This window comes from Enterobacter wuhouensis (assembly GCF_035835995.1).
Lineage (GTDB): Bacteria > Pseudomonadota > Gammaproteobacteria > Enterobacterales > Enterobacteriaceae > Enterobacter > Enterobacter wuhouensis.
The window spans coordinates 2,125,782-2,147,653 of the sequence record NZ_CP142124.1 but is presented as its reverse complement, the minus strand read 5'-3'; the positions used below and the strand labels follow the sequence as shown (position 1 = coordinate 2,147,653).

The window sequence follows — 21,872 nt, the reverse complement described above, 5'->3', positions numbered from 1 at the left end:
GTCAGCAGTTGCGGAGGTTTTATCCGCTGACAGCGTTACTCCCCCACAGCGGATTCCAGTTTAATCAGCACGCCCGCCGTAGATTTGTTGCTGGTGAAGTGTTTCTTCCAGTTGCCCGCAGTACCGATGGCGGTCAGGTCAGGGTTATCACCTTTGGCGGTATCCCAGCTGTAGCCCAGCAGATCAACGTTCACCACGCCTTCAGCACGATAGCCAACCGCAAGGTTTTCCTGATCGTTGATATCGTAGGAACGGAAGCCCGGCGCCTGAGACTCGGTAACAGTAACCGCACCAGCTACCAGCCCAAGGATCGCATCAGCGTCCATGGTGTCGGTCACCAGCACAGGTTTACCCAGCGTGCCTGGCTGCCCGCCGTAAACCACCACGCCCGCTTCTTCGTAGATTTTGTTGGCGATCGCCTCGTCCACGATGTCGAAGTAGGTGGCAGAGTGCATCACGAACAGCACCACGCGGTTAAACTTGTCCCCGTATTTGCGCAGGCCGCGCGTCAGGGTCTTTTTACCGTCGGTCTCAATGTCGGCGGTTACGACCATGTCGGCGTTAGCACCAATCGCCGCAGTCAGCGCCTTCAGGCCGTACTTAACGTAGCCCTCAAGTGTCGCGTCAGCCACATCAGTGCCGATCACTTCGGAGAACTCGTCTACAGAGCGGCCGCGGCGTTTGAAAGCCTCTTCGGTGGTTTCGTACGGTCCGTATTTCCACGGTGCTTTGACAGATACGGCTTCACCGGCACCAATCTTTTTGCCCGTCACTTTATCGGTGGAGTTCACGTCACGCGATTCAATGGAGCCACCAACTTTGTAAAAAGCACGCTTACGAAAATCGCCTTCGATCAGTTCGTTATCCAGCAAAATCGCACCGTTGGAGGAAGCGTTGAACACTTCCAGATTATCCTGGCGGCGCTCAAGAAAAGCGGTCTGGGCCAGGTCATCATAAATAACCAGGTCAGTATTAACAGTCGTTGCCATGGTTTAAATTCCTTATTTCGGAAGTTTGAGGAAGGCCTGCTGGCCATGCTTGCGGATGTAGTCCGCTTTATTGCTGGCGCTCATTTCGGAACGTTTCAGACTGCCACCGCCGTTTGGCTTGTGTCCGCCTGCGCCGGTGCCTTCGGCGCGCGGGAATAGGTGCGGAGCCGTCTCCTTAAGAGACTCCGCCCACTCAAGCGGACTTAGTGGGGTTTTGCCATCTTTCCCGAACAGAACATCGCCATTTGCATCAACCGCTACGGCCTCGCCTTCGTCGTTGAGCTGGAATGTGCCTTTGGCACGTAGGATCAGGTCGTCGGATGCTTCCGGCAGCGCGCCTGCCTTCGCGGCTGCAGCTCGGATTGCATCACCCAGGACGCGGTCCCGGAATTTGTTGGAGAACGCTTCGGCTTTGTCCGCGCGGTCATTTGCTGCTTTAATCTTTTTGTCGACATCAGCACGCAGTCGCTCGGTGCGCTTATCGAGCACCTCATCAATTTTTCCGGCGGCGATAAGCTTCGCCTCTTCGTCGTCAGAAAAACGCTGCAAGATGCCGCGCACCGCGTCTGGATCGATACCTTCAAATCGGGACAGGTTTTCCTTCTGCTGTTTAATGGTGCCCAGCAGTTCGCTATTTTTCGTTTTGAGGCCAGTGACTTCACTGGTCACGCGCTCATCAATCAGCTTCTGGATTGCAGGAGTGATTTCGATACCACCGCCACCGCCGCCCTCACCGCCGCTTTCAGGTGCGTAATATTTCAGAAGCATGTTTCGAATTAACATAATTTCCCCTCGGGATTTTGCCGGGCCTCGCCCATAAAAAAGCCCCGGCGGATGCCAGGGCGTGGAGTAAGATGTGATTGTTAGTTGTCTGTGCCTGAGAGCTGCTTCAAACTTTCAAGGCTGATCCATTCGCCTTTGTCAGTGAACATATCAGCCAGGTCGATTTCACCCGCGCGGAACAAACGACCACGCTCGGCACCCAGAACCTGATCCTGGCGTTGTGCCGGCTGGCGCGCGAGCCATTCCAGATATGATGTTTTCCCCGGTACCTGTCCATCCATGCTGGCACGAGTCCCCTCGTCCATCTCGTCGATATCGATGCCGAGTTCGCGCCACGACTTGAGGATGAGGGTTTCAGTAGAACGACAGCAGAAATGAATCTTCCCGGGTCCCTGCAGGTAAGGCACCTTATGCCCGACCGGTTTGTTATCCAGGGTGTAACGCAACAGGTCACGAATAATGCAGTCGTAACTGGTTTTATTGTCCAACGTAGATAGCCACTGTTTGCCTTTTACGATATCGCTGTTGGCGCTGGTGAAGCTGTTGCGTGCTATGGCAGCCAGATGATTCACGGCTGTTTTAGCGATGCTGGCAGCATTTGCCCTGCTCATCTGCAGCGCGCCGTCGCGATAGTCTTTATTGGCGTGGCCACGAACATTGCGCGCGATTGTTTCTACCGTGTCGCCGGCAAGATACCCCCTGCGGACGGCATTCACTATCCGCGCCAGTCTGTCCGATTCCAGATTCTCCGCCCACTCACTCAGCAGCCGCCCCTGAAAGTGCTGCGCCATCGCCGCGGCATACACCATATCGGCAGTGATGCCCTGCAGCGGATAGTGAGACAGGACCTGTGATGGAAGAAGGGAATCGAACAGGCTCAGCTGATAACTGGCTTCGTTCTTTGCCAGCGCCACCAGCTCACTCTCGAGCCCTGCTTGCATGGTCGCTATGGCCTGGTGGTTAAGCTCGCGTACGCTGCCTAGTAAACTCTGCAGACGATTAACGGTGAAGCTCTCCGGAGGCAACCTGTCCAGCGCATCGAGCAGGCGAGCCGAGAGGTCCGCGTCCGTCTCGTTAAGCATCTTCACCATCCGGTTTGCCACGCCCGTAGCGTAGCGGCTTAACCAGATGGAATGTGCGATCGACTCATCGCGCAGGCGTTCGTTGACGGTTGGCATCTCAACCTCCCGTCAACGTTGGTGCCTGATTGCGAATTGCATCAATCACTTCATCCGGGCTGTCCGCCGGGTCAATGAGATCGAGCTTCTGCAGCGCGCGAATCATATCGCTATCGCGAAGCGCACCGGACTGCCAGGCGTTGACGATCGCCGTCACCATGCCCGACTCTGCAACTTTCGCTATGAATTCCTGGTTGATGGCGTAACTCGTCGTTTCGCCCTTGATGCCCAGGTATTTCGCACACCAGCCAAGCGCCAGCGTGTAGGCCTCAGAAACGTTTGAAACGCAGATACCGAGCACGGATGTGGAAGATGTTTGCTCACCACTCGCCTGGGTTGCTGTCTTCGCCGTGGCGTTCTGTTCAATCAGCCGCGCGCCCAGCTGCACCATGTAATCGCGCTTGCTGTCCATGGCCTCTTTAGCCAGCATGTTCGGCTGCGCCTGGGCATAACCAAAAGAGCCTTCTTTAGGAAGTAAAAGCGGTGATCGGGAACCAATTTTCACGCCTTTCTTCTCGAGGTGATCGCGCCAGTTGGTATCAAGCCCGGTCATGTACGGCTGCACCTGGCCACAGAACCATACGCTGTCTTCATAGTCAGCGCTGTTACGGTAATGCCCGTGGTTTATCTCCACCAGCGCGGCCAGCGGAGAGTCATCGATAGTGGGATCGTTGTTCTGGGCGCCGACAAAGGTAAACGGAATTTCATCCCAGTAGTCCTTTCCTTTCGGCTTAGGGTGGTACTCACTGTCAACGGTGTAGGTTCCACTTGTTGTGCCACCAGCCCGGCGCCATACCCGGCAGATGAACCGCCCTTCTTCCAGCGCCAGCTCGCGGTACTGGATTTCATCCTTGTAAGCGTAACCATCCGGCTCTTCTACGCATTCGCGCAGGACCACCAGCACCAGCTGATCGCGTCCGTTAATACGCTTTGTTCTCCAGTTGATGATGTTCTCTGCCGGATAGCGGAGGATGATCGCCTCATCGGAGGCTTCAGCGTAATCGACGTAAATGCCCTCTCGCGCAACCTCCAGCACGTTCTCGGTCACCAGCTGCGACTGCTGGTAAATACTGGTGCCGGCCCCGTCAGCATTGTCTAACAGATATTTGATCTTCTCCGGGCCGTTAAAAGTGGGATCCTTTCGATATGCCATGCCAAGCATGCCGATTTTAGTGTTGCCGGCAATGGCATAGAACACCGCGCGACTCAGATAGTCTTCGTTGCGTTTGCGGTTACGCGTGGATTTATCGTTTGGGTCGAGATACGGCAGATACGTATTACCCGCCGCCTTTACGGCCTCAGCTCCTTTGCAGAAGTCCCTGTATTTCCGCCAGGCAGCAGAAGCCGCCCGGTGTTCTGGTCGAACCCAGGTGATGTCGTCGTTTGCCATATCAGAAAGTGGTGTCCATGGTGATTGAGTATGCCGGTTTCACGATCGGGTAATCTTTCACGATGAAGTACCCACCAGCATCATTGGGGTGATCGTTATCCGCTTTTTTGTCCGGCTCGCCGTTCGCCGCCCAGACTTGTTGTTCAAGGCTTTCGGTATAGACCGGGCAGTTTTGCACGTTAACCAGATAGCGGCGTTCGCCGTTGGCGTTGCAGAACATGGCGTTCATCGAGTTGATGCGGTCCTTAACCGGCGGGTTGGCATCATCAACGATGACGCTAAATCCAGCATCGTTGAGCTGGGCAATATCGGTCTTGCTGGCGTTCTGCGATTTGCGGGAGTCGCCAGAGGCATCCGGATAGATATAAATCTCCCGGCTCTTCACGTAGCGACCGTCCTCATAGCGCCAGAACTCTTCCTGTATGCGCTTAATCATCGCCGGCGTGTCGTAGACCTTCACCAGTTCACGAACAGCGCGCGGCAGGCCGTTTCGCTTAACGTGTACAATCGCGGCCATTTTCCCCACGTTGAAGTCCATGCCGATAAACAGCGGATCCCCATCCTGAACCTCATCAGAACAGTTATTCAGCTTACGGTTGAACGTGTGGTAAATGGTCCCGCTGTTGAGGTTGGTGAATTTCCCGCGCAGGTATGCCTGAATCAGTTCGTCAGGGTAAGAGCTCAGCAACGATGGGATGTAATCAGGCGGTAGATTCTTCGCATTGTCGAACGTGCTGGCCTGAATCAGTCCATACAGAGCCGCCAGTTGCGGTTTATCCCGCACAGCCTTAACGAACTGCTGGTAGACGAATTTGAACCCTTCCGGCGTGGTCGTGACGTCAATTCCATTTCTCAGACCGGGAATGTTGTAACGCATACGGGCGATGATTTTTTGCCAGGCCTGCTGCGCTTTGGCAGCCGCCATGACGTCCAGCTCATCCACCATCGCGTTACCGATTTTGAAGCCGACGATCGAGCCGGGCTTCTCCATCGAGCGGCAGATTGTGGTCCCGCGGAACCGTCGCCCCTCGTAGAAGTGAACCTCTTTGTTTCCCTCGTTGATTTTGACGTTCAAGCCCCAGTCAAAGGCCACCTCTTCAATCGTCGGGTAGAAGATGTCACGAATCTGCGGGTACGTCGGCGCGAAATAACCCTGGTTGATTTTAGGGTGCTCCCACATCCCCTTGCAGATGCCGCCACAACCCACCCACGTCTTACCGGAACCGAACCCGGCAACATAGGCTTTGAATTTGTGCTGCATCGCGAGGAAGCGCGCCTGAGGAATGTTAAGTGTCGGGCTGATCCCCATCGTCTGCCCTCGCATCCACTACGTTGATATTGATCTGCACTGGGGTTGGTTGATCGTCCTCACTATCACCGGCCAGCTCTTTACGGAGTTTCTCGACCTCAAGCTGCCGTCGTTCGATTTCAATCTGCTGCAGTCGCTGCGCAAACTCGCTATCGGCCAGGCCCAGGCGCTTCATTACCGCTTCGAACATTCGCTCACGGCTGATGGCCGTAATCTCCACACCACTCTTCCCCAGCTTGACGCCGGAGTAAGCCAGCGCAGCATCAGGGGAAAGTTTCCTTGTGTCAGCGAAGTAAGGCTGGCCAATGCCATCACCGTTGCAGCGTGGGCATTCAGGGTTAGGCTCTCGGTTGTGGTCGTAACCGTACCCGCCGGAATCTTCGGGTTCACGTCTGTCACGCTCAACGGCCTCAAGTCTTTTCTCTTCGAACTCCACGGCATCACGCCACTGATACTGGTGAGCGAAACCCCAGCAGTAACGACACGCACCGCGGCGATACTGCGAAAGCTGATTTGCATCGAAGGTAGCGAGCTGCCACATCTGTTCGAGTACCTCATCGGCACTGCCGAGAGTGCGCACAATTGAGGCTTTCTGCTGCTGCGCAATAACCTGCGCAACTGAAGTTTTCTGAAGGAGTTGATAGCCGATTTGTTCAGCAGTCTTCTTGCTGTAACCCGCACGGATAGCTGATTGTGTAGCATTGCCATCCTTCAGATATTCACCAACGAAGCGCCTTTGCTGAGTCGTCAAACCATCAATATCCATTAGTTCGCCTGCGCATTTTTCTTTTTGCGCACGACTCACTATCTTTCGCGGGTAAATTTTTGTATTTTGCGCAGTAGATCTCTTGATATAGCGGCGAGCAGTTACATAATTAAGGTTATGTGCCTCGCACCATTCCTTAGGGGATATGCCAGTAGCAGCGTGATCAGACAGGAACCGCTTCTGCAGCTCGCCCCAGTCCGGCTTAGCCATTGTTACCTCTAAATTGAATGAATTTTAGACGTCACTCACAGCTTCATTATCTGAAGCAACGAAGTATTTTTCTCAAATAAATCTTGAAATGAGGATTTAAGCTCATGAAATATGTATAACTACGATGACGTACAGAAAATCAAGGCGAATCTCGAGTGGATAGTGCATCAAGCCTCTGCACGGACTCTTCTGCACACTGAGCATGACCAAATAGTCATTTCTGATCTAATGGAACTCATCCAGACATATGAAGCTCTTCTTGACCTCGTAAGCAAATTTGGTGCTTCTGTCTTAAATTCGGAAATCATAGCGGGTCTAACAATCACAGAGGAATTCATTGCTAAAGTTAAGCGAAACGAGAGTGCTATGTGAGCGACCAACACACTGAGTGGCGGTTGATTCGTGTATTGAAGCTTCAAACTGGTGGATTACAGTTTGAAGCATGGGTTATTTAATTGCCGTACAGTCGATTGAAAAGCGCATTTTTCATCGCATCAGAATCAATCGGATCCACGTTTAACCAGGTCAGTGTCTCTTGGTTCTTTTCTGCATTGAAATCAGAAAACACACCATGGATATCACCGTTATCAGGTGAGTAAAGAACAGCAATATTCTGTTCAGGACAACTGTGTGGTTTACATCCTGACAGAGCAATATAATTTTTGCCCGCAACTGTAACTTCGGTTGATGGTGTGCTCGTGCCGCCACTCTTTACCCATGTAGGTAGTTTGTTTTTGCTGATTAGCTCGGAGTAGCTCTTAGAGGTGCTTTTTGCACTAGCGAAGTCAGAAAGATACTGCCCCTCGTCGGCAAGAGCACCTAAAGAAACAAAAGCCATAACAGCGACAATCATTTTAACTTTCATTTTAATCCTCATTCCCTAAAGACATCTCAACTCTATACCTTAGCCGTTGTTGTGTCAGCACTAAAGTTAGCCAGAGTATTCGATATTACTTTTTATCCTAAATGATTGTCTAAGGATTATCCTAATCACTGCCGCTTATGCTTGTTAATTACTGACTGTTTGCCAGGCTTTTTAAGACTCTGATGCGGAGAATGCCAACTCCGGGGAACATCAATAAAAAGAGCAACGAAAGAGACTCCTGTAGCCCTCTCTGAGAGGGCTTTTTTTTGCAAAAAAAGCCAGCTCGGACAGAGCTGGCTGGGTCTAGCAGTAAGTAGGTATTACTTCGCACTCATTTCGACGTGTACCCTATTCCTTTAGTCAAGCATTCAGATGCCGGGTGCCTCCCGGTGGACTTGCATCACTCCGCAAACCCGCAACGTTACGTCCAGCAATGACTGGTTGCCCCTCCGCTCAGGGGGATTCATCTGTATGGCAGAGATATTGAATCACTCGTGCCATTAAAATGTAGCTGACAGACAAAATAAAGTTGTGAGCATTGTTAAAATTCTTCGCTAATCATTCATTCCGTATATCCATCAGGCATTAGAAGAAAGTAGATATTCGTTCCTTTGAGTTATTTATTTAATACACCTTTTTACTTTTGAGAAATGGATTACATTTACACTCTCTTGTAATGATGACCTCTTCGGTCTCCCTTCCGAATTGCAGGATTTCATTTCGGAAGGGACTTTTTCCTTTCCCGCCTTGATAAATACACATTGTTTTCTAAACTCTTCCATAGACTTTGCTATGTCAGGTGAAGTCGTCGTTCAGGACTACCCGTGTGCTCAAGGATGAGCCACCCTGATTTGTTTAAGCTTTACCCTACCAATTAATCATCTGTCCCTCAAAGAATTGTCCATTCGTATAACGGAATCCTCATTACTTGCTATGGTTAAAGTCCAGAGGAGAGACTGTGTCAGAGCCTCATGGATGAGGTTCTATCTTGTATGGCAGTTAGCCTGCCACGCTTTGTTGTGCGCCAGGATGTCGCGCTTTGTCTGCTTATCCAGAACATCCCAGTCGTGCGCTGTACCGTAAATTGGTTTAACCCAGTCGCACGCAGTATCGACAACATCAACCCTTACGGGTCCAGTTGTCCCGCAGCTCGCGATCAACATCGTCGCCAGGCATATGGTTAACAGTCTGCTGTACATTGCTGGCCTCTTTCGTTGCATCTATCCGGCGTTCGGCTGCTGCGACCGTTGCCGCTGCGTTATCTTCGGTGCGCTGCTGATCGGATTTCGCTTCCGCTTTGCTTGTGCCGCGAATATGGCCCATGCCAAAAGCGCCGGCAATAGCGGAAATAAACAACGCGGCCAGCCCGATTATCGTTTCGATCCCCACCTTCACCTCACACCAGAACGGATTTCGCCAGGTTAAACAGCGCGCGGCGCTTATCCAACCCGTTTCTGCCGCCATTGATAAGAAGCGTCACGCGTTCCACATCGCCGGAATGAAGCAGGCAACCGCGAGAGGCATAGAACCATGCGGCTGAGCGCGCGGCGTATTCATCCTGTTCAAGCAGTTCTGGATGAGTAACAAGGTCCAGTTTCAACGCGTGGCCACAACTGCGATAGTTACTCAGGCCGGTAACCTGTTTTAGCCCGCGACCGCGGTATTTCCATCCATCACCGGCAACCTGATTGCCCAGGTGTTCTTTTCCCCACTCACCACCGTATACCAAATTAGCGATCTCTTTCTGGTTTGCCGGTTGCGTTGCCGTTCTGCCAAGTGTGGCGGCCTGCTGTTGCGTGATGCGGTGGCTACCGAACGTCGTTACCAGGTTTTCAACCGCGTAATTCAGGTTCTCCACCAGCCGGGTAAATCTAGTACTTTCATGCCCCATTTGGGCAATAAACATCGCCTGATCAAGCGGTGCGGTTATGCCGTATTCCTTCATAGCGGCGGCGATATGCGGAAACCAGCGCGCAGCTAACCCGGCGCTGATACCAGCCGCCTTCTGAAATTGTGTTTGGTTCATTAGAGCCTCAGATGATCAACCAGACGTGCAACGTTGCCTTTGGCAGCCACCAGCACGGAAAGGAATATGATATTGGCCGCAATTGTGGCCCATGATGAATGCGGATAAATCCCACACAGGTACGCCAGAGGCACAGCGCTATACGTGACAGTAATTAGCCAGGCTAGACGCGAAACCCATGGCCGATGCCGCGATTCACCACGACGATAAAACATGAGGGTTAACACCACCCCGGAGCAGAGCAGCGCGTTGATAGTTGCTGTTGGGTCATTTAGGGCCACCTGAACCTCCTCGCCGCGTTATCAGCGCCACCAGCGAGCCGATGTCCTGCTTGTTCAGGAACGTAAGGATTTGAACGGCTAACGCAGAAGCTATTACGGCACCGATAGCATCCAAAGGCTTCTCGGTGTAACCCGTCCAGGATGTGAGTTTTGAACCCAACAGCCCCGAGCAAAGAATGCCTACGATATACGACACGAAGAAGTAGGCCAGGCGACGTAACACGCTCAGGTCAGCCGCTGTGGCTATGTAGAATACGGCGCCCGCAAATGCTCCAAAAACAACACCGTAGTCAGTTCCGGTCAATAGACCGTAGACACTGGCTCCAGTCAAAGCTAAACCGGCCAGCCCCGTGCCGGAAAATGGATCGGACATCTGCCGCCTCATATTGCTGTGAATCCTCTCAGTAAATTTGAGGGGAAATAAAGAAGGCCGCCCTTAGGCAGCCTGTGTTCTTCCAATTATGTTCATAAAGGTGGGGATATGGGTCCTTCCAGAACGACCGCTTCTCCGTTATGGCAAAGATCAAAGCCTTGAGTAAGATGCCAGACCCCACTAATTATCTTACCAGTCAACATATCTTCGGTTTGACCATGCGAATAGTAAGCAATTTGGACACATTCATTGTGTCTTATCCAATAATATCCCTCTTTCATAATTCACCTCTTAAATTATTTCATTAAGAAGTGTATATGGCATTTAGGACATTGTGGTCAGCAAATACTTTTTTAGGAGGATGTGATGCCGGGTGCCTCCCGGTGACTTATCTCTGGTTATCAAAGTCGCGCGCATACCTGCAAATAGCAGTGAACCAGACACCCCACCGCACAGGGGGATTCATCACATGCATAACCTAAACAAGATTTATTCATTTCGTCAATGATTAGTATGTTAGTGCAAAAAAATGCCTGCTCGGACAAGCAGGCATAAATAGCTAAGTTGGCAATAACAGAGGGAGTGGTGCCGGGTGCCTCCCGGTGGAAATGATCACAGCATACATTTCCGCGCGCTGGTTGGACACTCTGGAGAAATGTCCTGCTGAACCGCCCCTCCGCTTAGGGGGATCCACCACAAAAACGCTTTCAGAAACATCCATTCTACAGGATGCTTAAGAAGCATATGTGCAGTATGAAGAATCTGCCACGTAATCAGATGAATATATTCATTTAAATGGTACAGGAAGAGGGCCTTCAATCACCTCAGCTTCTCCGTTGTCGCAGATGTCGTCACCCTGTGTCAGATGCCAAATACCATTAAAAGTAAGTCCCGTCTCAAGGTCTTCAGTAACGCCATTGCTGTAGTAAGCAACCTGAATCCTGCCGTTGTGCTGAATCCAGTAGTAACCTTCTTGCATGATCATCTCCTTAACATGATGAGATGTGTATATTGCTGAGTTGAGATGAATGGCGTTAGATATATTCAGGATTTATTTCTGTCATGAGGATAGGACTTCCTCATCACTGTTGCCGAACTACTCAGTCAGATCTCATTCATCTCAGATACTTCAAACTGAAAGACATAGGGATCGGAAAGAAGCTCAAATTGCTCATCGTCTGGATAGGTTACCGCTACGTGGTAATTTTCACCGGCGAAAGCCTTAATGGATGAGAGATCACGCCAATAAGTTGCCAGAAAGAAATGCTCCCATTCTCCCTGTCGTTCACGCCGTACGTATGCACCTTGGTTGCCATAAACACTTTTAGAGTGCTTAACTCCCGTTAATTCAAGATGCGCAGCAAACCCATCACTGTGTCGTACTGGTACGCAACCATGCCATGTTCTTACAATCATACCCCTCCATTAAATGTCTGAAAGTGAATTTATATTCACATTATCACAATATTTAATCTCTTTGGGGGGTTTAAAATGCATTCTTAAGTGATAAAAAAAGCCCCACGGGGTTAACCGCAGGGCTTTAAACGAAGGCAATAACCCATCGTTAGAGCAAAATTACCACAGATTCGGGAAAAGTAAATAGCTCACGATAAATTCACGCCCTATTTTGTTATCTGCTTCAGCTGCGCATCAGCCCAGGCCTCTTCGATGTCAAACTTGGTGATGAGCTGATCGTAGAATGGCTTAACAGATTTCTTCCATGTATCGAGGCTGATTGCATCCGTTATTTCCCTTAAAGCTGCGTAAGCCTCAGTTGATGGAATTCGCTCAACCCCCCGCCCACTGCAGCGCTTGCAATCAGCCAGTACCGGAACGCCCTGCTGCTCTGTAAGAGCCTGATTAACAGCTTTCCCGCGGCCATGACAATCTTTACAGGCACAACTTATAACCTTCTTGCCCTTACACTGAGGGCAGAGAACGCGCGCTACCTCCCTTACCTGCCTACGCACCTCATACTCAGAAGGTCGAATATTCTCGACCCTCATGTGCAAAGACATCTTCACGAACTTCTTATCTTTTGTCGGCGTGTGAGACTTCATGCTGAAAACCTCAGCGTCAATAAACCCTTCCCCATTGCAGCCATCGCACTGTTTCACGCTGGCTGCGCTGCGGGAGTAGTCCTCGAACGCGAAGGTGGCCAGCTGATGCATCACCAGTGGTTTAGTCTCTGCATCAAGCTTCCGTAATGCCGCAATATGAACGCACTTGGTCAGCGCGTACTGCGCCAACAGCTCGATCGCCCTCTCCCGGTCATTGTTGCTGATGCCCATCTTCCCGAGAAAAGCGCTGTAACCCAATGCTGCCCGTTCCTGCGTCATGCCCATAGCGGCCATGATATCCGTTCCGGTTAATGAGTCTGACGCCGTAGCGCGCGGAGAGTCGCTAATCATTGTCGATTTGGCAAAGTGATATTTGAGGGTATTTTCAAGATTCATGCGGTCTCCAGCTCGTTAATGGTGAGTTCTAATTTCCCGCCCTTAACGACAGGCATTTTCACAACGCGATAGTCGACAACCTGGCAGTCATCCAGCCAGAACCCCGCCTTGGTTAAAGCGTCAAAAGCGGCCTTCTGCAGGTTATCCAGATCGCGGCGCCGGCGGTCGGGCATGTGACATTCAATTCTGATTTTGAGTGGTGCGGCCGTCTGGATATTAAGCTGGGCGCTTCGAATGACACTGACCACCGCATAGCGGTACGCGACGCCATCAGCACTAATATGCGTACGCCCGCGGTTGTGGCGGTAATACCTGTTATTGCTCGGCGGCCAGGGCAAAGTGATTTGATATGTTCTCACACTCACCTCCACATCCGGTTTCGCCAGCGGCTATCCGGGCGCGCTGGTGTATTTGAGGTTGGAAGAAATGCACTGACAGTCCAGGTCACGTAATCTGGGTTAAGGCTACGCTCAACTCGTACCCCGCGCGCTTTGTAACGCTTAACCAGTTCGTCGGCCTGTTCGGTGCTGCAGTCGGTGTAATGAAACCAGGTATATTTCATGTCCGTCACCCCGCGAAGCCAAGCAGCTGCGCGGCGACATTTTCGGCCTCATCGCGACTGCGGAATGAACGGGACAGGACCCAGCGCCAGAGGACATCGAGCGCAGCTTTATAGAGCTGCTGGAACTCAAGTTCGTCCATGTTTGCGAATGAGATGCTACGAGGATGTTTTTTAAGTGTTCCGTCAGGTAGCTGAATGGCATCAAAGTGCCCTGCCTCGACAATCACCCAAGAACGGTACGCGTCAAAGGATTTACACAGGCTAATGCCATTCGTCACGCGCCGGTAAGCAACCTGCTCAAGATACTGCTCGGCTGCATCGATCAGCGCGCCCTCATTCCCGCCATAAGAAGCCAGGAATTTGGCGTAGCCGGTAATCAGCTTCCGCTCGTTGCTAGAAATAGCCCCGCCGGTTGGTTCCCAGTATTCAAAGCCGAGATTGAGAAGCGCGAAAAAGCGCCGGTGAAATGCCGGGTTTCGTACCCGCCTGAACTCTGCAACAAGAACATCGCCGAGCCGGGTTTTTGATTGCAGGATATCGCTGGTCTCGGGCGTAGCCGGGATCAGTATTCCTGAGTGGTGTTTTAAAAGTTGTAATTCGAGCGCCATGGTTATCTCCGTGGCGCATCAGGTATAGGTTGTTCAGGCCTATGAAAGAATAATATCAGACGGTGGTGTAACTCGGTACCCCAGTCGTTTTGCAAATTGCATAAACCCGTTGAGAGTGAAGATTTCTTCCTCTTGGAGTAACGGACGTAATGAAACTATTCCATTTACTCGATAAACCAGATATCTCCCTTCCGCCGGGAAGCTATAGATAACTGCTTTATCGGCCCTTCTGACCACGTCGTACCATTGATCATCTGCATTAAAGGCATCTGCACTACACACTATTTCCCCCAGAGCGACTTATTGACGCGGTAAACAGTAATCGGGAACAGCCAGGGGAACGCAAACAGCGATACTCTTTGAAACTGCTCCAGTGAAAATCACGCGATTAATAAAACCACTCGTCCGCGCTTTCCCAGGTCTCCTGCACGATATGTTCGACCTCTTTCTTGTCGCACCCGAAAACAGTCAAACCGTCATTAGTGGCACGCTTAATCGTAAGCTGGCATTCATCGAACTGTTTGCTGAGTCTTTTGAGCAGTTCTGACTCGAGCGCAGGTATTGCTCCATCAGGAAGTTTCTTCATGCGATCAATGGCTAACTCGATTTTCATACTTTCCCTCCGCAACGAACAACTGTATGCATATACAGTATATTTATAAACGTATCTCACGGATTTTGCAACGATTAAAGAGTGTTAGCACTATGGAGCTCTTGCAGGCTTGCAGGTATCTGTATTAAGGACGCTATGGGAGGGAACTCAGATTTTGTCGTCAACAATCAACAGTTATGTTGAATAGCTTTCACCAGAGTTTTGTGCAGTTTCGCTACTAAATTTTGATTTTGAAATGAAATTAATAAGATGAAAATTTGCAAAGGCGATTATGGAGCTTGCTGTTACTAAGAAAAAATTAGTCAGCAAGCTCTAAAACGACATGAAACATTACCAAAGCGTAATGTAATCCAACCGGTTATCGAAATTTACTGAGATGCAGGCACTCTATCATCTTGACGGAAAGCCTCGATCCCGACTTTCTGACCATAAGAAAGTTCAAGTGTGTTGCCATCAGGATCAGCGAAGAAGACATAATAACCTACCGGTTCGCCTGCCTGAGTCGGTTCTTTTCGCAAGATGCCTTCCATTCTGGCCATCGCTACCTTATTGTCGATTTCTTCAATGCTTGAACAAGCTACTCCCAAGTGACCAAAATTACCTAAAGGGGTGTCAGTCACAGCATCAACCTGGACAAGGACAAGCGCAAAAGGGCGAGTTCGGTCACTTAACCATGCGACTTTACGTGCCTCCGGAAGGTCAGGCTCTCGACTGTGTACGACTTCCATGCCAGCATAACGGCCGTAAAAATCGATACTTTTTTCCAAATCTCTAACAACAAACGCAACGTGCGTAAAACCTACATCAATCTCTTTCATTAGGCTAATCCTTTAACTATCTCCAGAATCGGCATCTTAAAAGCTCAAGTAAACTTGAGGTCAAGAGACTTTCAATCAGTGATTTTGCTGGATTTCTTGCACGTATTGTTCAATGTCGTTCAGGGTTGAAGCCTATGCTAACTAACTCCAGCAAAATGAAGATAAGGCCCGCTACACACAGAAGAAAAGATAAAGTTAAAGCCGCAATAAAAACCATTCGAAACTCCATGTAATCATTTTCACTACCAAAATCTTAGAATCAATTTTTACTTTGTCACGTGCGCATACCAGGCAATTTTTATGTTGCAGAGCCAAACACATCTCGCGGGCTTTAACCACGGTTATTGAATGGTTTTTTGTGAAGCATTTTACTCTTCATGGACAATTTTAATGTTACCGGACTTTTTTTTGTAAATTTTACAGTTAAATAGCCCTAACTGGCCTTTCGCATGCTACTTTAGTAGAAAATCCTTTAAAGTGTGCAACTATGCTTACCACTCTCATCTACCGAAGCCACCTGCGAGCTGATACACCAATTCAATCCATAGTTGACATGGTTAGTGAAGCCAATTCCCGAAATGAACGTGCGGGGGTAACTGGTGTTTTACTTTTTAATGGCGTTCATTTCTTACAGCTTCTGGAAGGAGATGAAACCGCTGTAATGCAAATCTATAAAAAAATTTGTATGGATGCACTTCACTTTAACATTGTAGTACTCTTATCCGATTATGCCCCCTATCGACGATTTGGTCGCTCAGGCATGGAATTAATTGATTTAAGACTATTCAGTAAAGAAGAGTGTCTGGACAGGGTTCTTCAACGTGGAACAACCCAACATAAATTGCTTTACAACGACAGAGCATTACGGTTTTTCCGTACATTTATAGATTCTGCTGAGACAGACAGCTATTATGAACTTCCTGATAGATTCAGTTGGTTTTTTTCATCCGATCAAATAAATGTATCATCGGTTGATCCCGATATTATCGAAGACATGCATGCAGTTATAGACCCTCTGGCTGCTCAAATTCATTCTTTTGTCTTGAGTGCAAAATCAGATAAAGACGATATAAAAGCCAATAATTTATTTTTTGATTTGGAATCGAAGAGAGACTTGTTAAAAATCGCAGGGAGTTTCATTACCTCTTCACAACGAGTATCAATAACACTCCTGCCTTTAACCTTACTGAGGGTACCTAATGCGATTGAGATATTGCTCGATTACATCAGAGAAAGTAACTTATACCCAGAACAAGTTATAGTTGAGTTTTCAGAGAGCGAAATAATCCCTGAAATTGATGAGTTCGCGCATTCAGTGCAGATACTCAAAAGTTGCGGTTTAAGCGTTGCTATTAATGACTTTGGTGTAGGAAATGCAGGTTTATTGTTTCTTTCAAAATTTCAGCCTGAGAAGCTAAAAATACACCCTCAACTAATCCAAAACATACATAAAGACGGTTCCAAGCAGGCGATACTGCAAAGCTTAATACGTTGCGGCGAACTTTTAGAGATAAGGATTTGTGCAACAGGTGTCGAACAACCAGAAGAATGGATGTGGTTAGAATCCGCTGGGGTATTTTGCTTCCAGGGCAATCTTTTTTCAAAATATGATAAAAATGGATCCTTAACGATCTTCTGGCCAGAATCTAATGAGTTTAAATAATGTTAAAATGAAACTTTAGACATTCTTCTGTGATAAGCAAAGTGTAATGTCCGATAAGCACACAAAGCGGGCGCAGCCAATTCGTTGCTGCACTCACTAATAAAATTTGACATGAGGGACAGCAAGGTCGCTCATACGCGCTGCAGTTGAGTTAAGTAAGACGGTATTGAGACTTGTAGTTGGCAATGCTGCCCTTCAAAAATGCCAAGGTGAAACTGGTTGTAGCTCTTAGGCAAAATCACTTATTCTTTGCCGCTAAACATGTAGGAGAAGAGCCATGACCAGTGAAATCCGCAGACGGGGAAGACCACGGAAAACAGAGAGCACCTATGCAGATACTCGTAATGATCTGATCCGCAGCGGTCTTGAGTTGCTGACGCAGAATGGTTTTCTTGCAACTGGAGTCGATGCCATTGTCAAAAATGCCGGTGTGCCTAAAGGCTCATTTTATTATTACTTCAAGAGCAAAGAGGAGTATGCGCAGGCCGTCCTCCATGCCTATGACAGTTTCTTCGAGCATAAACTTAAAAAACACCTTCATGAACCTTTATGCGCACCAATGTTACGGCTGGAAAATTTTATCCACGATGCCTGCAACGGGATTAAAAAATACAATTTTACCCGAGGCTGCCTTGTTGGAAATATGATGCAGGAAAGTCCGGGACTGCCACAATCCTTTATCCAGCAGCTAAAAGATGTTCTTGAGAGCTGGCAAGAACTTGTTGCTTCCTGTCTGTCCGATGCACTAACTTCAGGCGAAATTTGCTCTGAAATGAACGACAAACAACTGGCAGCAGTTTTCTGGAGTGGCTGGGAGGGTGCCGTTATGCGTTCCAAACTTTATAGTTCAACCCAACCTGTGTACGATTTCTGGAACTATTTCAAAACATCAGTCCGTTACCAGTCGTCGCAGGAAGCAACTGAAGTACAGTAAAAGAGGAGCCGTTAGCGGCCCCTCGTTCGATCTGCAACTCCGTATCTATAATTAGCTACATTCAATTACCGCTCGGCCGCGAATTCCGCCATTCAGAAGTTTTTCGGCTACAGTGATGGCCTCACTTAGCGGATATACAGTCGTCAGGCTATCCAGCCTGGACTCTGGTAAATGCTTTAACGCCTGCTGCCAGATCGCCGCTCTTTTCTCTTTCGCGAACATGACACTATCAATCCCTTTCAGCGTAACACCACGAAGAATAAACGGAGCCACATTTCCCATCAACTCCATACCCTGAGCCATGCCACAGGCTGCAACAATACTGCCATAGCGTACCCCTGCACAGGCGTTACAGAGCGTGTGGCTGCCGACTGTATCAATGGCAGCAGCCCAGCGTTCTTTTTGTAAAGGTTTGCCCGGGCTTGAAAGCTCAGCACGGTTAATGATGTCGTTCACCCCGACCGTTTTATATAGCCACGAGGATTCTTCCGGCCGACCGGTAGAAGCGGTCACATGGAAGCCCATAGACGAAAGGATCATGGCCGCAATACTACCGACACCTCCACTGGCACCGGTAACAAGTACGGACCCATCTTCAGGCTTAACACCATGATTGAGCAGCGCGTCGACACACAGCATCGCGGTAAACCCAGCCGTCCCGATAGCCATGACGTGTTTGCTATTTGCGCCTGCCGGAAGCGGCGTCAGCCAGTCGCCTTTCACTCGTGCTTTTTCAGACAGCCCACCCCAGTGTTTTTCCCCTACACCCCAGCCTGTCAGTAGAACCTTATCTCCGGGCTGATATTCAGGATGTGAACTGGCGGACACCGTACCGGCAAAATCAATGCCTGGCACCATTGGAAAGTGTCGGACGATTGGGCCTCGGCCCGTAATGGCAAGCGCATCTTTGTAGTTGATGGAGGAATATTCAATATTTACCTCAACATCCCCCTGCGGCAGCTCACTTTCAGCAATTTCAACAAGTTGCGCACTGTAGCGTTCATCTGCTTTGTTTATTAATAAAGATTTAAACACTTTCACCTCGTCTATTTGGGCGTTTATCGTTCAGTTATTAAGTCATGTACAAATAATATTGACCGATCGTCTAATAATCAATCCTACTATCCCAGTATTTTGTCAGGATTCAAGACTTATTATTTTTTTCATAGGCTTAACGCAGTCATAATTGATCAGTGTCAAGCTGGAGGTGGGTAAACTAATACATAGGGAAATGTAAGCGGATCCGGCGGGTGCAAAGGCAATGCTTCAGTACTCAGTTGATAACGGTAAACCCAGCAGGCTTAGATTGTTGGCCTCATTTTCGCTCACAGGAACCAGTTCATCTCTATCCCCTCCCACCAGCATTGATCCAATTAAATTTGGCTTTAAAAGCTCAGCTGGTATCGAACGGTCAGCGATACTTGCGCAGCAAACGCGCCGCGCAAATACAGTGTTGGCTTACCTTTAATCAAAAGTGCTCACGCCTGCATACCCTTCCCCCTTGCGATGTTAATTCTGTCAACACATTCCCTTAATGCTTTGACTTGCTCTGGAGAAAGTTCAGATTCATCAATTGTAGCCAGAAGCGCGTTGAGGGAGCGCTCAATATCGTTTTTAGTCAACCGTAAACAGATAACCTTAACCCAACGTGGCGAGAACTTGCTGAGGCCGATTGCTCTTGTGATACGTAGTTTCATGAGATGCCTCTTAACCGCCAGTGGTGGCGATTTGAAACTCGGTTATAACACACGTGGAGAAGACTTATGTGACTATTTCGCCATAGAATTTTCTAAGGGTCGTTTAGCCTGGGCAATCAGGCTTTCAGGAAACATCGAAGTAGGTCTTTCAGCATGTCGCAAAAGCGCCTCGTCATTACCCGAAGCGGCTTATCACGTGAAGGTAGCTTTTACGGTCATACGCAGGCTGAGACGTCAGCTTTGTGCCAGGAGCGGACGTTTACGAAAGAGGTCTTCTTCAAGTGCAGCGAAGTTTCTCTAATCTAATATCGGATTCGCTAACATTTCCTTTCTCAATCCAGCCCAGCCGCCTATAAAATCCTGCCGCGCGGCTGTTTTTGTCGGTTTCAAGCCAAGCCACCTCATGATGTTTGAAAATTTCCTGTTCTGCGAGTCCAACAAGTATGCGACCTAAACCTCGGCCTTCATATTTAGGTAGAACAAATGCCGCAAAAAGGCATGCTTCATCTGGCAAAATCATTGAAAAACCAGTCACTTTCCCACCTTCTTCAGCAACCCATGCGCAGCGACTTTTTTCAATCATATTGGTGACAACGCTCTCGGTAATTCCCATCCGCTCCATTTCTTCTCGACTGAGATGATTTTCTTTAACCGAAGTCCTGACGTCAAAAATACCCTTTATATCAGAGGGTAGAGCTAATCTTGTCCTAATATTCATCGTATTATTCCATTCATGATACTGTGTAATTTTGATGATTAACACGCTCATAGCAGATCAACAGCGCCGCATTTCACATTAGATCTGTGCAGAGGACGGAAGTTGCATCCCAACGATTGTCACTTTAAGAGTTAATGTTCGATTGTGATGAGGGCAAATACTATGCTACTGGATACGTTAAAAAGACTCGAATGTTTTCTTCATGGCAGCAGGCGGAAAGATCGGAAATGGCTTGAACAGATACTCCATGACAGATTTAGCGAAATAACGCGCTCAGGAGTATTAGTTGATCGTGTACAGACTATTGAAGCCCTTTCGGGGGAAGACAGCGTTCCAGCTATTCTTAGTAGTGATTTCCGGCTTATCATCGTTAGAGATAATTTCGCAATATTGCATTACAGAACGGTCCATCCAGATGGAAGTCATGCATCCCTTCGTTCTTCATGCTGGGAAATCTCTGAGAACGGGCAATGGAAATTGGTATTCCATCAGGGAACACCTGAGGCACAGAGCATATAGTCGTCATATTCAACGTCCGCTCCTCGCTCAAAGTGGACCTCCAGCTCTCTGAGCTTGTCCTATTTGTGCGAGGTTCAAAGTTGCACGGCCGCAAAGCCTTGGAATGGCTTGTGGAAGGGACATCCCTGAAAAAACCTTAGCGGATGTCATGGGATTACCCAAGGCGGTACTTATGGACGCATGAGCGGCTCAATACCAATCCACTTAAGCGTTGGCTGATAACACAGTTTCAGCGCGGGTACCGCCACTTTCACGCCATTAACGTCAAGGTCGCCTAAATGGACAGCCCATTTCGTATTCGCGTTGCCGTCATAAATTTTAAAGACTACATACGCTGAGCCGTAGTCATCGTTATTGGTAATTCGTGGGACATTGCGATGTACTTCATCACTATTAATGTCGTAAGGCGATGGCCTTGCATATCCCTGTTTATCTTCCGGAAAATCGTACGGGAATGATGTGGTGCCGAGGTAAATTTCTGGCCGCGCGCTAAGCTGTTTACCATCGCCTAGGTCGATATAGGCATTACGAGTGTCGATAAATATCGGTACTGCTGGCAGCCCGGTAGTTCCCGGACGAGAAGGGCGCTGACGACCTTTGTTATAGGCAATCAACTGGACATAAAATTCCGGCCTCGCCTCAGGCCCCTGGACATGCGGAATAGTGAAACTGCTGCGTTTATCAGGCATATAGTTGCCGGGCATACCGTGATCATAGATATAGGTTTCTAGTACAATCTCTTGCTTTCCGTTTGGGCCATCGACAGTAAAGGTATACTCGCTTTGGCAGAGGTCGATATACCCTGGCCTTTCTCGCGGATACGGAATACATCCTGCCAACAGCGCGCCGCCAAGCGCGACAAGCCCGCCCCAGCTAAGATGATTCGATACTGACATAACAAAATCCCTACCTAAAAAATCCCGAGTGCTAGCTTAGGTTAGTATCGCTAAGATCTACAACCTACCAACATTGATTTTGAAAGCGTCGTGAAGCTGAAGGTTCAGCGAGAGAAATGTGCCAGATGCGGAAGTAGTTAACAACCATCAGTGTTGTTCAACGGGGAAAGGGTCACTATAACCTCTCAAATGAAGCGTTGCTCGCTGCGGGTTTATAG

Annotated in this window: 26 protein-coding genes; 3 read left to right on the top strand and 23 right to left on the bottom strand. The window is 48.9% G+C overall.

Annotated features, from left to right (window positions below; translation table 11 throughout):
* Positions 1-35 precede the first annotated feature (35 nt).
* The 19 genes from VPX56_RS10350 to VPX56_RS10255 all read right to left on the bottom strand — a co-directional run bounded on the left by VPX56_RS10350 (position 36) and on the right by VPX56_RS10255 (position 15,227).
* Entirely contained in the window at positions 36-989 is a 954-nt protein-coding gene (locus tag VPX56_RS10350; RefSeq protein WP_326471547.1) for a major capsid protein, read from the bottom strand.
* A gap of 12 nt (positions 990-1,001) precedes the next feature.
* Positions 1,002-1,772 carry a hypothetical protein gene (locus VPX56_RS10345; protein WP_326471545.1) on the bottom strand — a complete coding sequence of 257 codons (771 nt, stop codon included), beginning with the start codon at positions 1,770-1,772 and terminating at the stop codon, positions 1,002-1,004.
* An 80-nt stretch (positions 1,773-1,852) separates the two neighbouring features.
* Positions 1,853-2,950, bottom strand: a complete 1,098-nt coding sequence (locus tag VPX56_RS10340; RefSeq protein WP_326471543.1) for a structural protein — start codon at positions 2,948-2,950, stop codon at positions 1,853-1,855.
* Between the two features lies 1 nt (position 2,951).
* Entirely contained in the window at positions 2,952-4,340 is a 1,389-nt protein-coding gene (locus VPX56_RS10335; protein ID WP_326471541.1) for a DUF4055 domain-containing protein, read from the bottom strand.
* Between the two features lies 1 nt (position 4,341).
* Positions 4,342-5,649 carry a terminase large subunit domain-containing protein gene (locus VPX56_RS10330; RefSeq protein WP_326471539.1) on the bottom strand — a complete coding sequence of 436 codons (1,308 nt, stop codon included), beginning with the start codon at positions 5,647-5,649 and terminating at the stop codon, positions 4,342-4,344.
* Entirely contained in the window at positions 5,627-6,625 is a 999-nt protein-coding gene (locus VPX56_RS10325) for a terminase small subunit (RefSeq protein WP_326471537.1), read from the bottom strand. Before VPX56_RS10325 ends, VPX56_RS10330 begins: the two co-directional genes overlap by 23 nt.
* Positions 6,626-7,076: 451 nt before the next feature.
* Entirely contained in the window at positions 7,077-7,490 is a 414-nt protein-coding gene (locus VPX56_RS10320; protein ID WP_326471535.1) for an Ivy family c-type lysozyme inhibitor, read from the bottom strand.
* Between the two features lie 1,119 nt (positions 7,491-8,609).
* Positions 8,610-8,879 (bottom strand): hypothetical protein, encoded by a 270-nt coding sequence (locus VPX56_RS10315; protein ID WP_326472018.1) that lies wholly within the window; start codon positions 8,877-8,879, stop codon positions 8,610-8,612.
* Positions 8,880-8,886: 7 nt separating this feature from the next.
* Entirely contained in the window at positions 8,887-9,516 is a 630-nt protein-coding gene (locus VPX56_RS10310) for a glycoside hydrolase family 19 protein (protein ID WP_326471533.1), read from the bottom strand.
* Positions 9,516-9,797, bottom strand: coding sequence for a phage holin family protein (locus VPX56_RS10305; RefSeq protein ID WP_326471531.1), 282 nt, complete (start codon positions 9,795-9,797; stop codon positions 9,516-9,518). Before VPX56_RS10305 ends, VPX56_RS10310 begins: the two co-directional genes overlap by 1 nt.
* Complete coding sequence (locus VPX56_RS10300) at positions 9,784-10,170, bottom strand: phage holin family protein (RefSeq protein ID WP_326471529.1); 387 nt, start codon at positions 10,168-10,170, stop codon at positions 9,784-9,786. The genes VPX56_RS10305 and VPX56_RS10300 overlap by 14 nt, the downstream gene beginning before the upstream one ends.
* A gap of 787 nt (positions 10,171-10,957) precedes the next feature.
* Positions 10,958-11,149, bottom strand: a complete 192-nt coding sequence (locus VPX56_RS10290) for a hypothetical protein (RefSeq protein WP_028013331.1) — start codon at positions 11,147-11,149, stop codon at positions 10,958-10,960.
* A gap of 125 nt (positions 11,150-11,274) precedes the next feature.
* On the bottom strand, positions 11,275-11,586 hold the full coding sequence (locus VPX56_RS10285) for a hypothetical protein (RefSeq protein WP_326471525.1): 312 nt from the start codon (positions 11,584-11,586) through the stop codon (positions 11,275-11,277).
* Between the two features lie 206 nt (positions 11,587-11,792).
* Entirely contained in the window at positions 11,793-12,626 is an 834-nt protein-coding gene (locus VPX56_RS10280; RefSeq protein ID WP_326471523.1) for an antitermination protein Q, read from the bottom strand.
* A complete protein-coding gene (gene rusA / locus VPX56_RS10275; RefSeq protein WP_326471521.1) occupies positions 12,623-12,985 on the bottom strand; it encodes a crossover junction endodeoxyribonuclease RusA in 363 nt (120 codons plus the stop codon). Before rusA ends, VPX56_RS10280 begins: the two co-directional genes overlap by 4 nt.
* A 2-nt stretch (positions 12,986-12,987) precedes the next feature.
* The gene (locus VPX56_RS10270; RefSeq protein WP_326471519.1) at positions 12,988-13,188 is read right to left on the bottom strand and encodes a hypothetical protein; all 201 of its coding nucleotides are present in this window, start codon (positions 13,186-13,188) and stop codon (positions 12,988-12,990) included.
* Between the two features lie 5 nt (positions 13,189-13,193).
* Positions 13,194-13,796: a DUF1367 family protein gene (locus VPX56_RS10265; protein WP_326471517.1), complete on the bottom strand. Its 603-nt coding sequence runs from the start codon at positions 13,794-13,796 to the stop codon at positions 13,194-13,196.
* A gap of 388 nt (positions 13,797-14,184) precedes the next feature.
* The gene (locus tag VPX56_RS10260) at positions 14,185-14,409 is read right to left on the bottom strand and encodes a DinI family protein (RefSeq protein ID WP_214605178.1); all 225 of its coding nucleotides are present in this window, start codon (positions 14,407-14,409) and stop codon (positions 14,185-14,187) included.
* 368 nt (positions 14,410-14,777) lie between these two features.
* Positions 14,778-15,227 carry a VOC family protein gene (locus VPX56_RS10255; RefSeq protein ID WP_014884017.1) on the bottom strand — a complete coding sequence of 150 codons (450 nt, stop codon included), beginning with the start codon at positions 15,225-15,227 and terminating at the stop codon, positions 14,778-14,780.
* 487 nt (positions 15,228-15,714) lie between these two features.
* Between VPX56_RS10255 and VPX56_RS10250 the strand changes: the two genes are divergently transcribed.
* Both VPX56_RS10250 and acuR read left to right on the top strand, forming a co-directional pair.
* The gene (locus VPX56_RS10250) at positions 15,715-16,890 is read left to right on the top strand and encodes a diguanylate phosphodiesterase (RefSeq protein WP_214605179.1); all 1,176 of its coding nucleotides are present in this window, start codon (positions 15,715-15,717) and stop codon (positions 16,888-16,890) included.
* A gap of 277 nt (positions 16,891-17,167) precedes the next feature.
* The gene (acuR, locus tag VPX56_RS10245; protein WP_214605180.1) at positions 17,168-17,824 is read left to right on the top strand and encodes an acrylate utilization transcriptional regulator AcuR; all 657 of its coding nucleotides are present in this window, start codon (positions 17,168-17,170) and stop codon (positions 17,822-17,824) included.
* A 51-nt stretch (positions 17,825-17,875) separates the two neighbouring features.
* On the opposite strand, the gene acuI is transcribed toward acuR, so the two are convergent.
* From acuI to VPX56_RS10230, 3 genes are all read right to left on the bottom strand, one after another.
* Positions 17,876-18,859 carry an acrylyl-CoA reductase (NADPH) gene (gene acuI / locus VPX56_RS10240; protein ID WP_028013340.1) on the bottom strand — a complete coding sequence of 328 codons (984 nt, stop codon included), beginning with the start codon at positions 18,857-18,859 and terminating at the stop codon, positions 17,876-17,878.
* Positions 18,860-19,302: 443 nt separating this feature from the next.
* Positions 19,303-19,521 (bottom strand): hypothetical protein, encoded by a 219-nt coding sequence (locus VPX56_RS10235; protein ID WP_326471512.1) that lies wholly within the window; start codon positions 19,519-19,521, stop codon positions 19,303-19,305.
* Between the two features lie 277 nt (positions 19,522-19,798).
* Positions 19,799-20,239 (bottom strand): GNAT family N-acetyltransferase, encoded by a 441-nt coding sequence (locus tag VPX56_RS10230; protein WP_370965198.1) that lies wholly within the window; start codon positions 20,237-20,239, stop codon positions 19,799-19,801.
* 147 nt (positions 20,240-20,386) lie between these two features.
* Here VPX56_RS10230 and VPX56_RS10225 point away from each other — a divergent pair, with 147 nt between their 5' ends.
* Positions 20,387-20,758, top strand: coding sequence for a nuclear transport factor 2 family protein (locus VPX56_RS10225; protein ID WP_326472016.1), 372 nt, complete (start codon positions 20,387-20,389; stop codon positions 20,756-20,758).
* 170 nt (positions 20,759-20,928) lie between these two features.
* Here the strand turns inward: VPX56_RS10225 and VPX56_RS10220 are convergent, their stop codons facing one another.
* On the bottom strand, positions 20,929-21,654 hold the full coding sequence (locus VPX56_RS10220) for a hypothetical protein (protein WP_263609396.1): 726 nt from the start codon (positions 21,652-21,654) through the stop codon (positions 20,929-20,931).
* Positions 21,655-21,872: the final 218 nt, after the last annotated feature.

Bases quoted from the DNA above. Each gene is read 5' to 3' on its own strand.
- VPX56_RS10280 (WP_326471523.1), bottom strand. From the start codon at position 12,626: ATGAATCTTGAAAATACCCTCAAATATCACTTTGCCAAATCGACAATG.
- VPX56_RS10335 (WP_326471541.1), bottom strand. From the start codon at position 4,340: ATGGCAAACGACGACATCACCTGGGTTCGACCAGAACACCGGGCGGCT.
- VPX56_RS10270 (WP_326471519.1), bottom strand. From the start codon at position 13,188: ATGAAATATACCTGGTTTCATTACACCGACTGCAGCACCGAACAGGCC.
- VPX56_RS10290 (WP_028013331.1), bottom strand. From the start codon at position 11,149: ATGCAAGAAGGTTACTACTGGATTCAGCACAACGGCAGGATTCAGGTT.
- VPX56_RS10225 (WP_326472016.1), top strand. From the start codon at position 20,387: ATGAGGGCAAATACTATGCTACTGGATACGTTAAAAAGACTCGAATGT.
- VPX56_RS10325 (WP_326471537.1), bottom strand. From the start codon at position 6,625: ATGGCTAAGCCGGACTGGGGCGAGCTGCAGAAGCGGTTCCTGTCTGAT.
- VPX56_RS10250 (WP_214605179.1), top strand. From the start codon at position 15,715: ATGCTTACCACTCTCATCTACCGAAGCCACCTGCGAGCTGATACACCA.
- VPX56_RS10330 (WP_326471539.1), bottom strand. From the start codon at position 5,649: ATGGGGATCAGCCCGACACTTAACATTCCTCAGGCGCGCTTCCTCGCG.
- VPX56_RS10320 (WP_326471535.1), bottom strand. From the start codon at position 7,490: ATGAAAGTTAAAATGATTGTCGCTGTTATGGCTTTTGTTTCTTTAGGT.
- VPX56_RS10255 (WP_014884017.1), bottom strand. From the start codon at position 15,227: ATGAAAGAGATTGATGTAGGTTTTACGCACGTTGCGTTTGTTGTTAGA.
- VPX56_RS10235 (WP_326471512.1), bottom strand. From the start codon at position 19,521: ATGAAACTACGTATCACAAGAGCAATCGGCCTCAGCAAGTTCTCGCCA.
- VPX56_RS10260 (WP_214605178.1), bottom strand. From the start codon at position 14,409: ATGAAAATCGAGTTAGCCATTGATCGCATGAAGAAACTTCCTGATGGA.
- VPX56_RS10340 (WP_326471543.1), bottom strand. From the start codon at position 2,950: ATGCCAACCGTCAACGAACGCCTGCGCGATGAGTCGATCGCACATTCC.
- VPX56_RS10285 (WP_326471525.1), bottom strand. From the start codon at position 11,586: ATGATTGTAAGAACATGGCATGGTTGCGTACCAGTACGACACAGTGAT.
- VPX56_RS10265 (WP_326471517.1), bottom strand. From the start codon at position 13,796: ATGGCGCTCGAATTACAACTTTTAAAACACCACTCAGGAATACTGATC.
- VPX56_RS10220 (WP_263609396.1), bottom strand. From the start codon at position 21,654: ATGTCAGTATCGAATCATCTTAGCTGGGGCGGGCTTGTCGCGCTTGGC.
- VPX56_RS10310 (WP_326471533.1), bottom strand. From the start codon at position 9,516: ATGAACCAAACACAATTTCAGAAGGCGGCTGGTATCAGCGCCGGGTTA.
- VPX56_RS10300 (WP_326471529.1), bottom strand. From the start codon at position 10,170: ATGTCCGATCCATTTTCCGGCACGGGGCTGGCCGGTTTAGCTTTGACT.
- VPX56_RS10230 (WP_370965198.1), bottom strand. From the start codon at position 20,239: ATGAATATTAGGACAAGATTAGCTCTACCCTCTGATATAAAGGGTATT.
- acuR (WP_214605180.1), top strand. From the start codon at position 17,168: ATGACCAGTGAAATCCGCAGACGGGGAAGACCACGGAAAACAGAGAGC.
- VPX56_RS10350 (WP_326471547.1), bottom strand. From the start codon at position 989: ATGGCAACGACTGTTAATACTGACCTGGTTATTTATGATGACCTGGCC.
- VPX56_RS10345 (WP_326471545.1), bottom strand. From the start codon at position 1,772: ATGTTAATTCGAAACATGCTTCTGAAATATTACGCACCTGAAAGCGGC.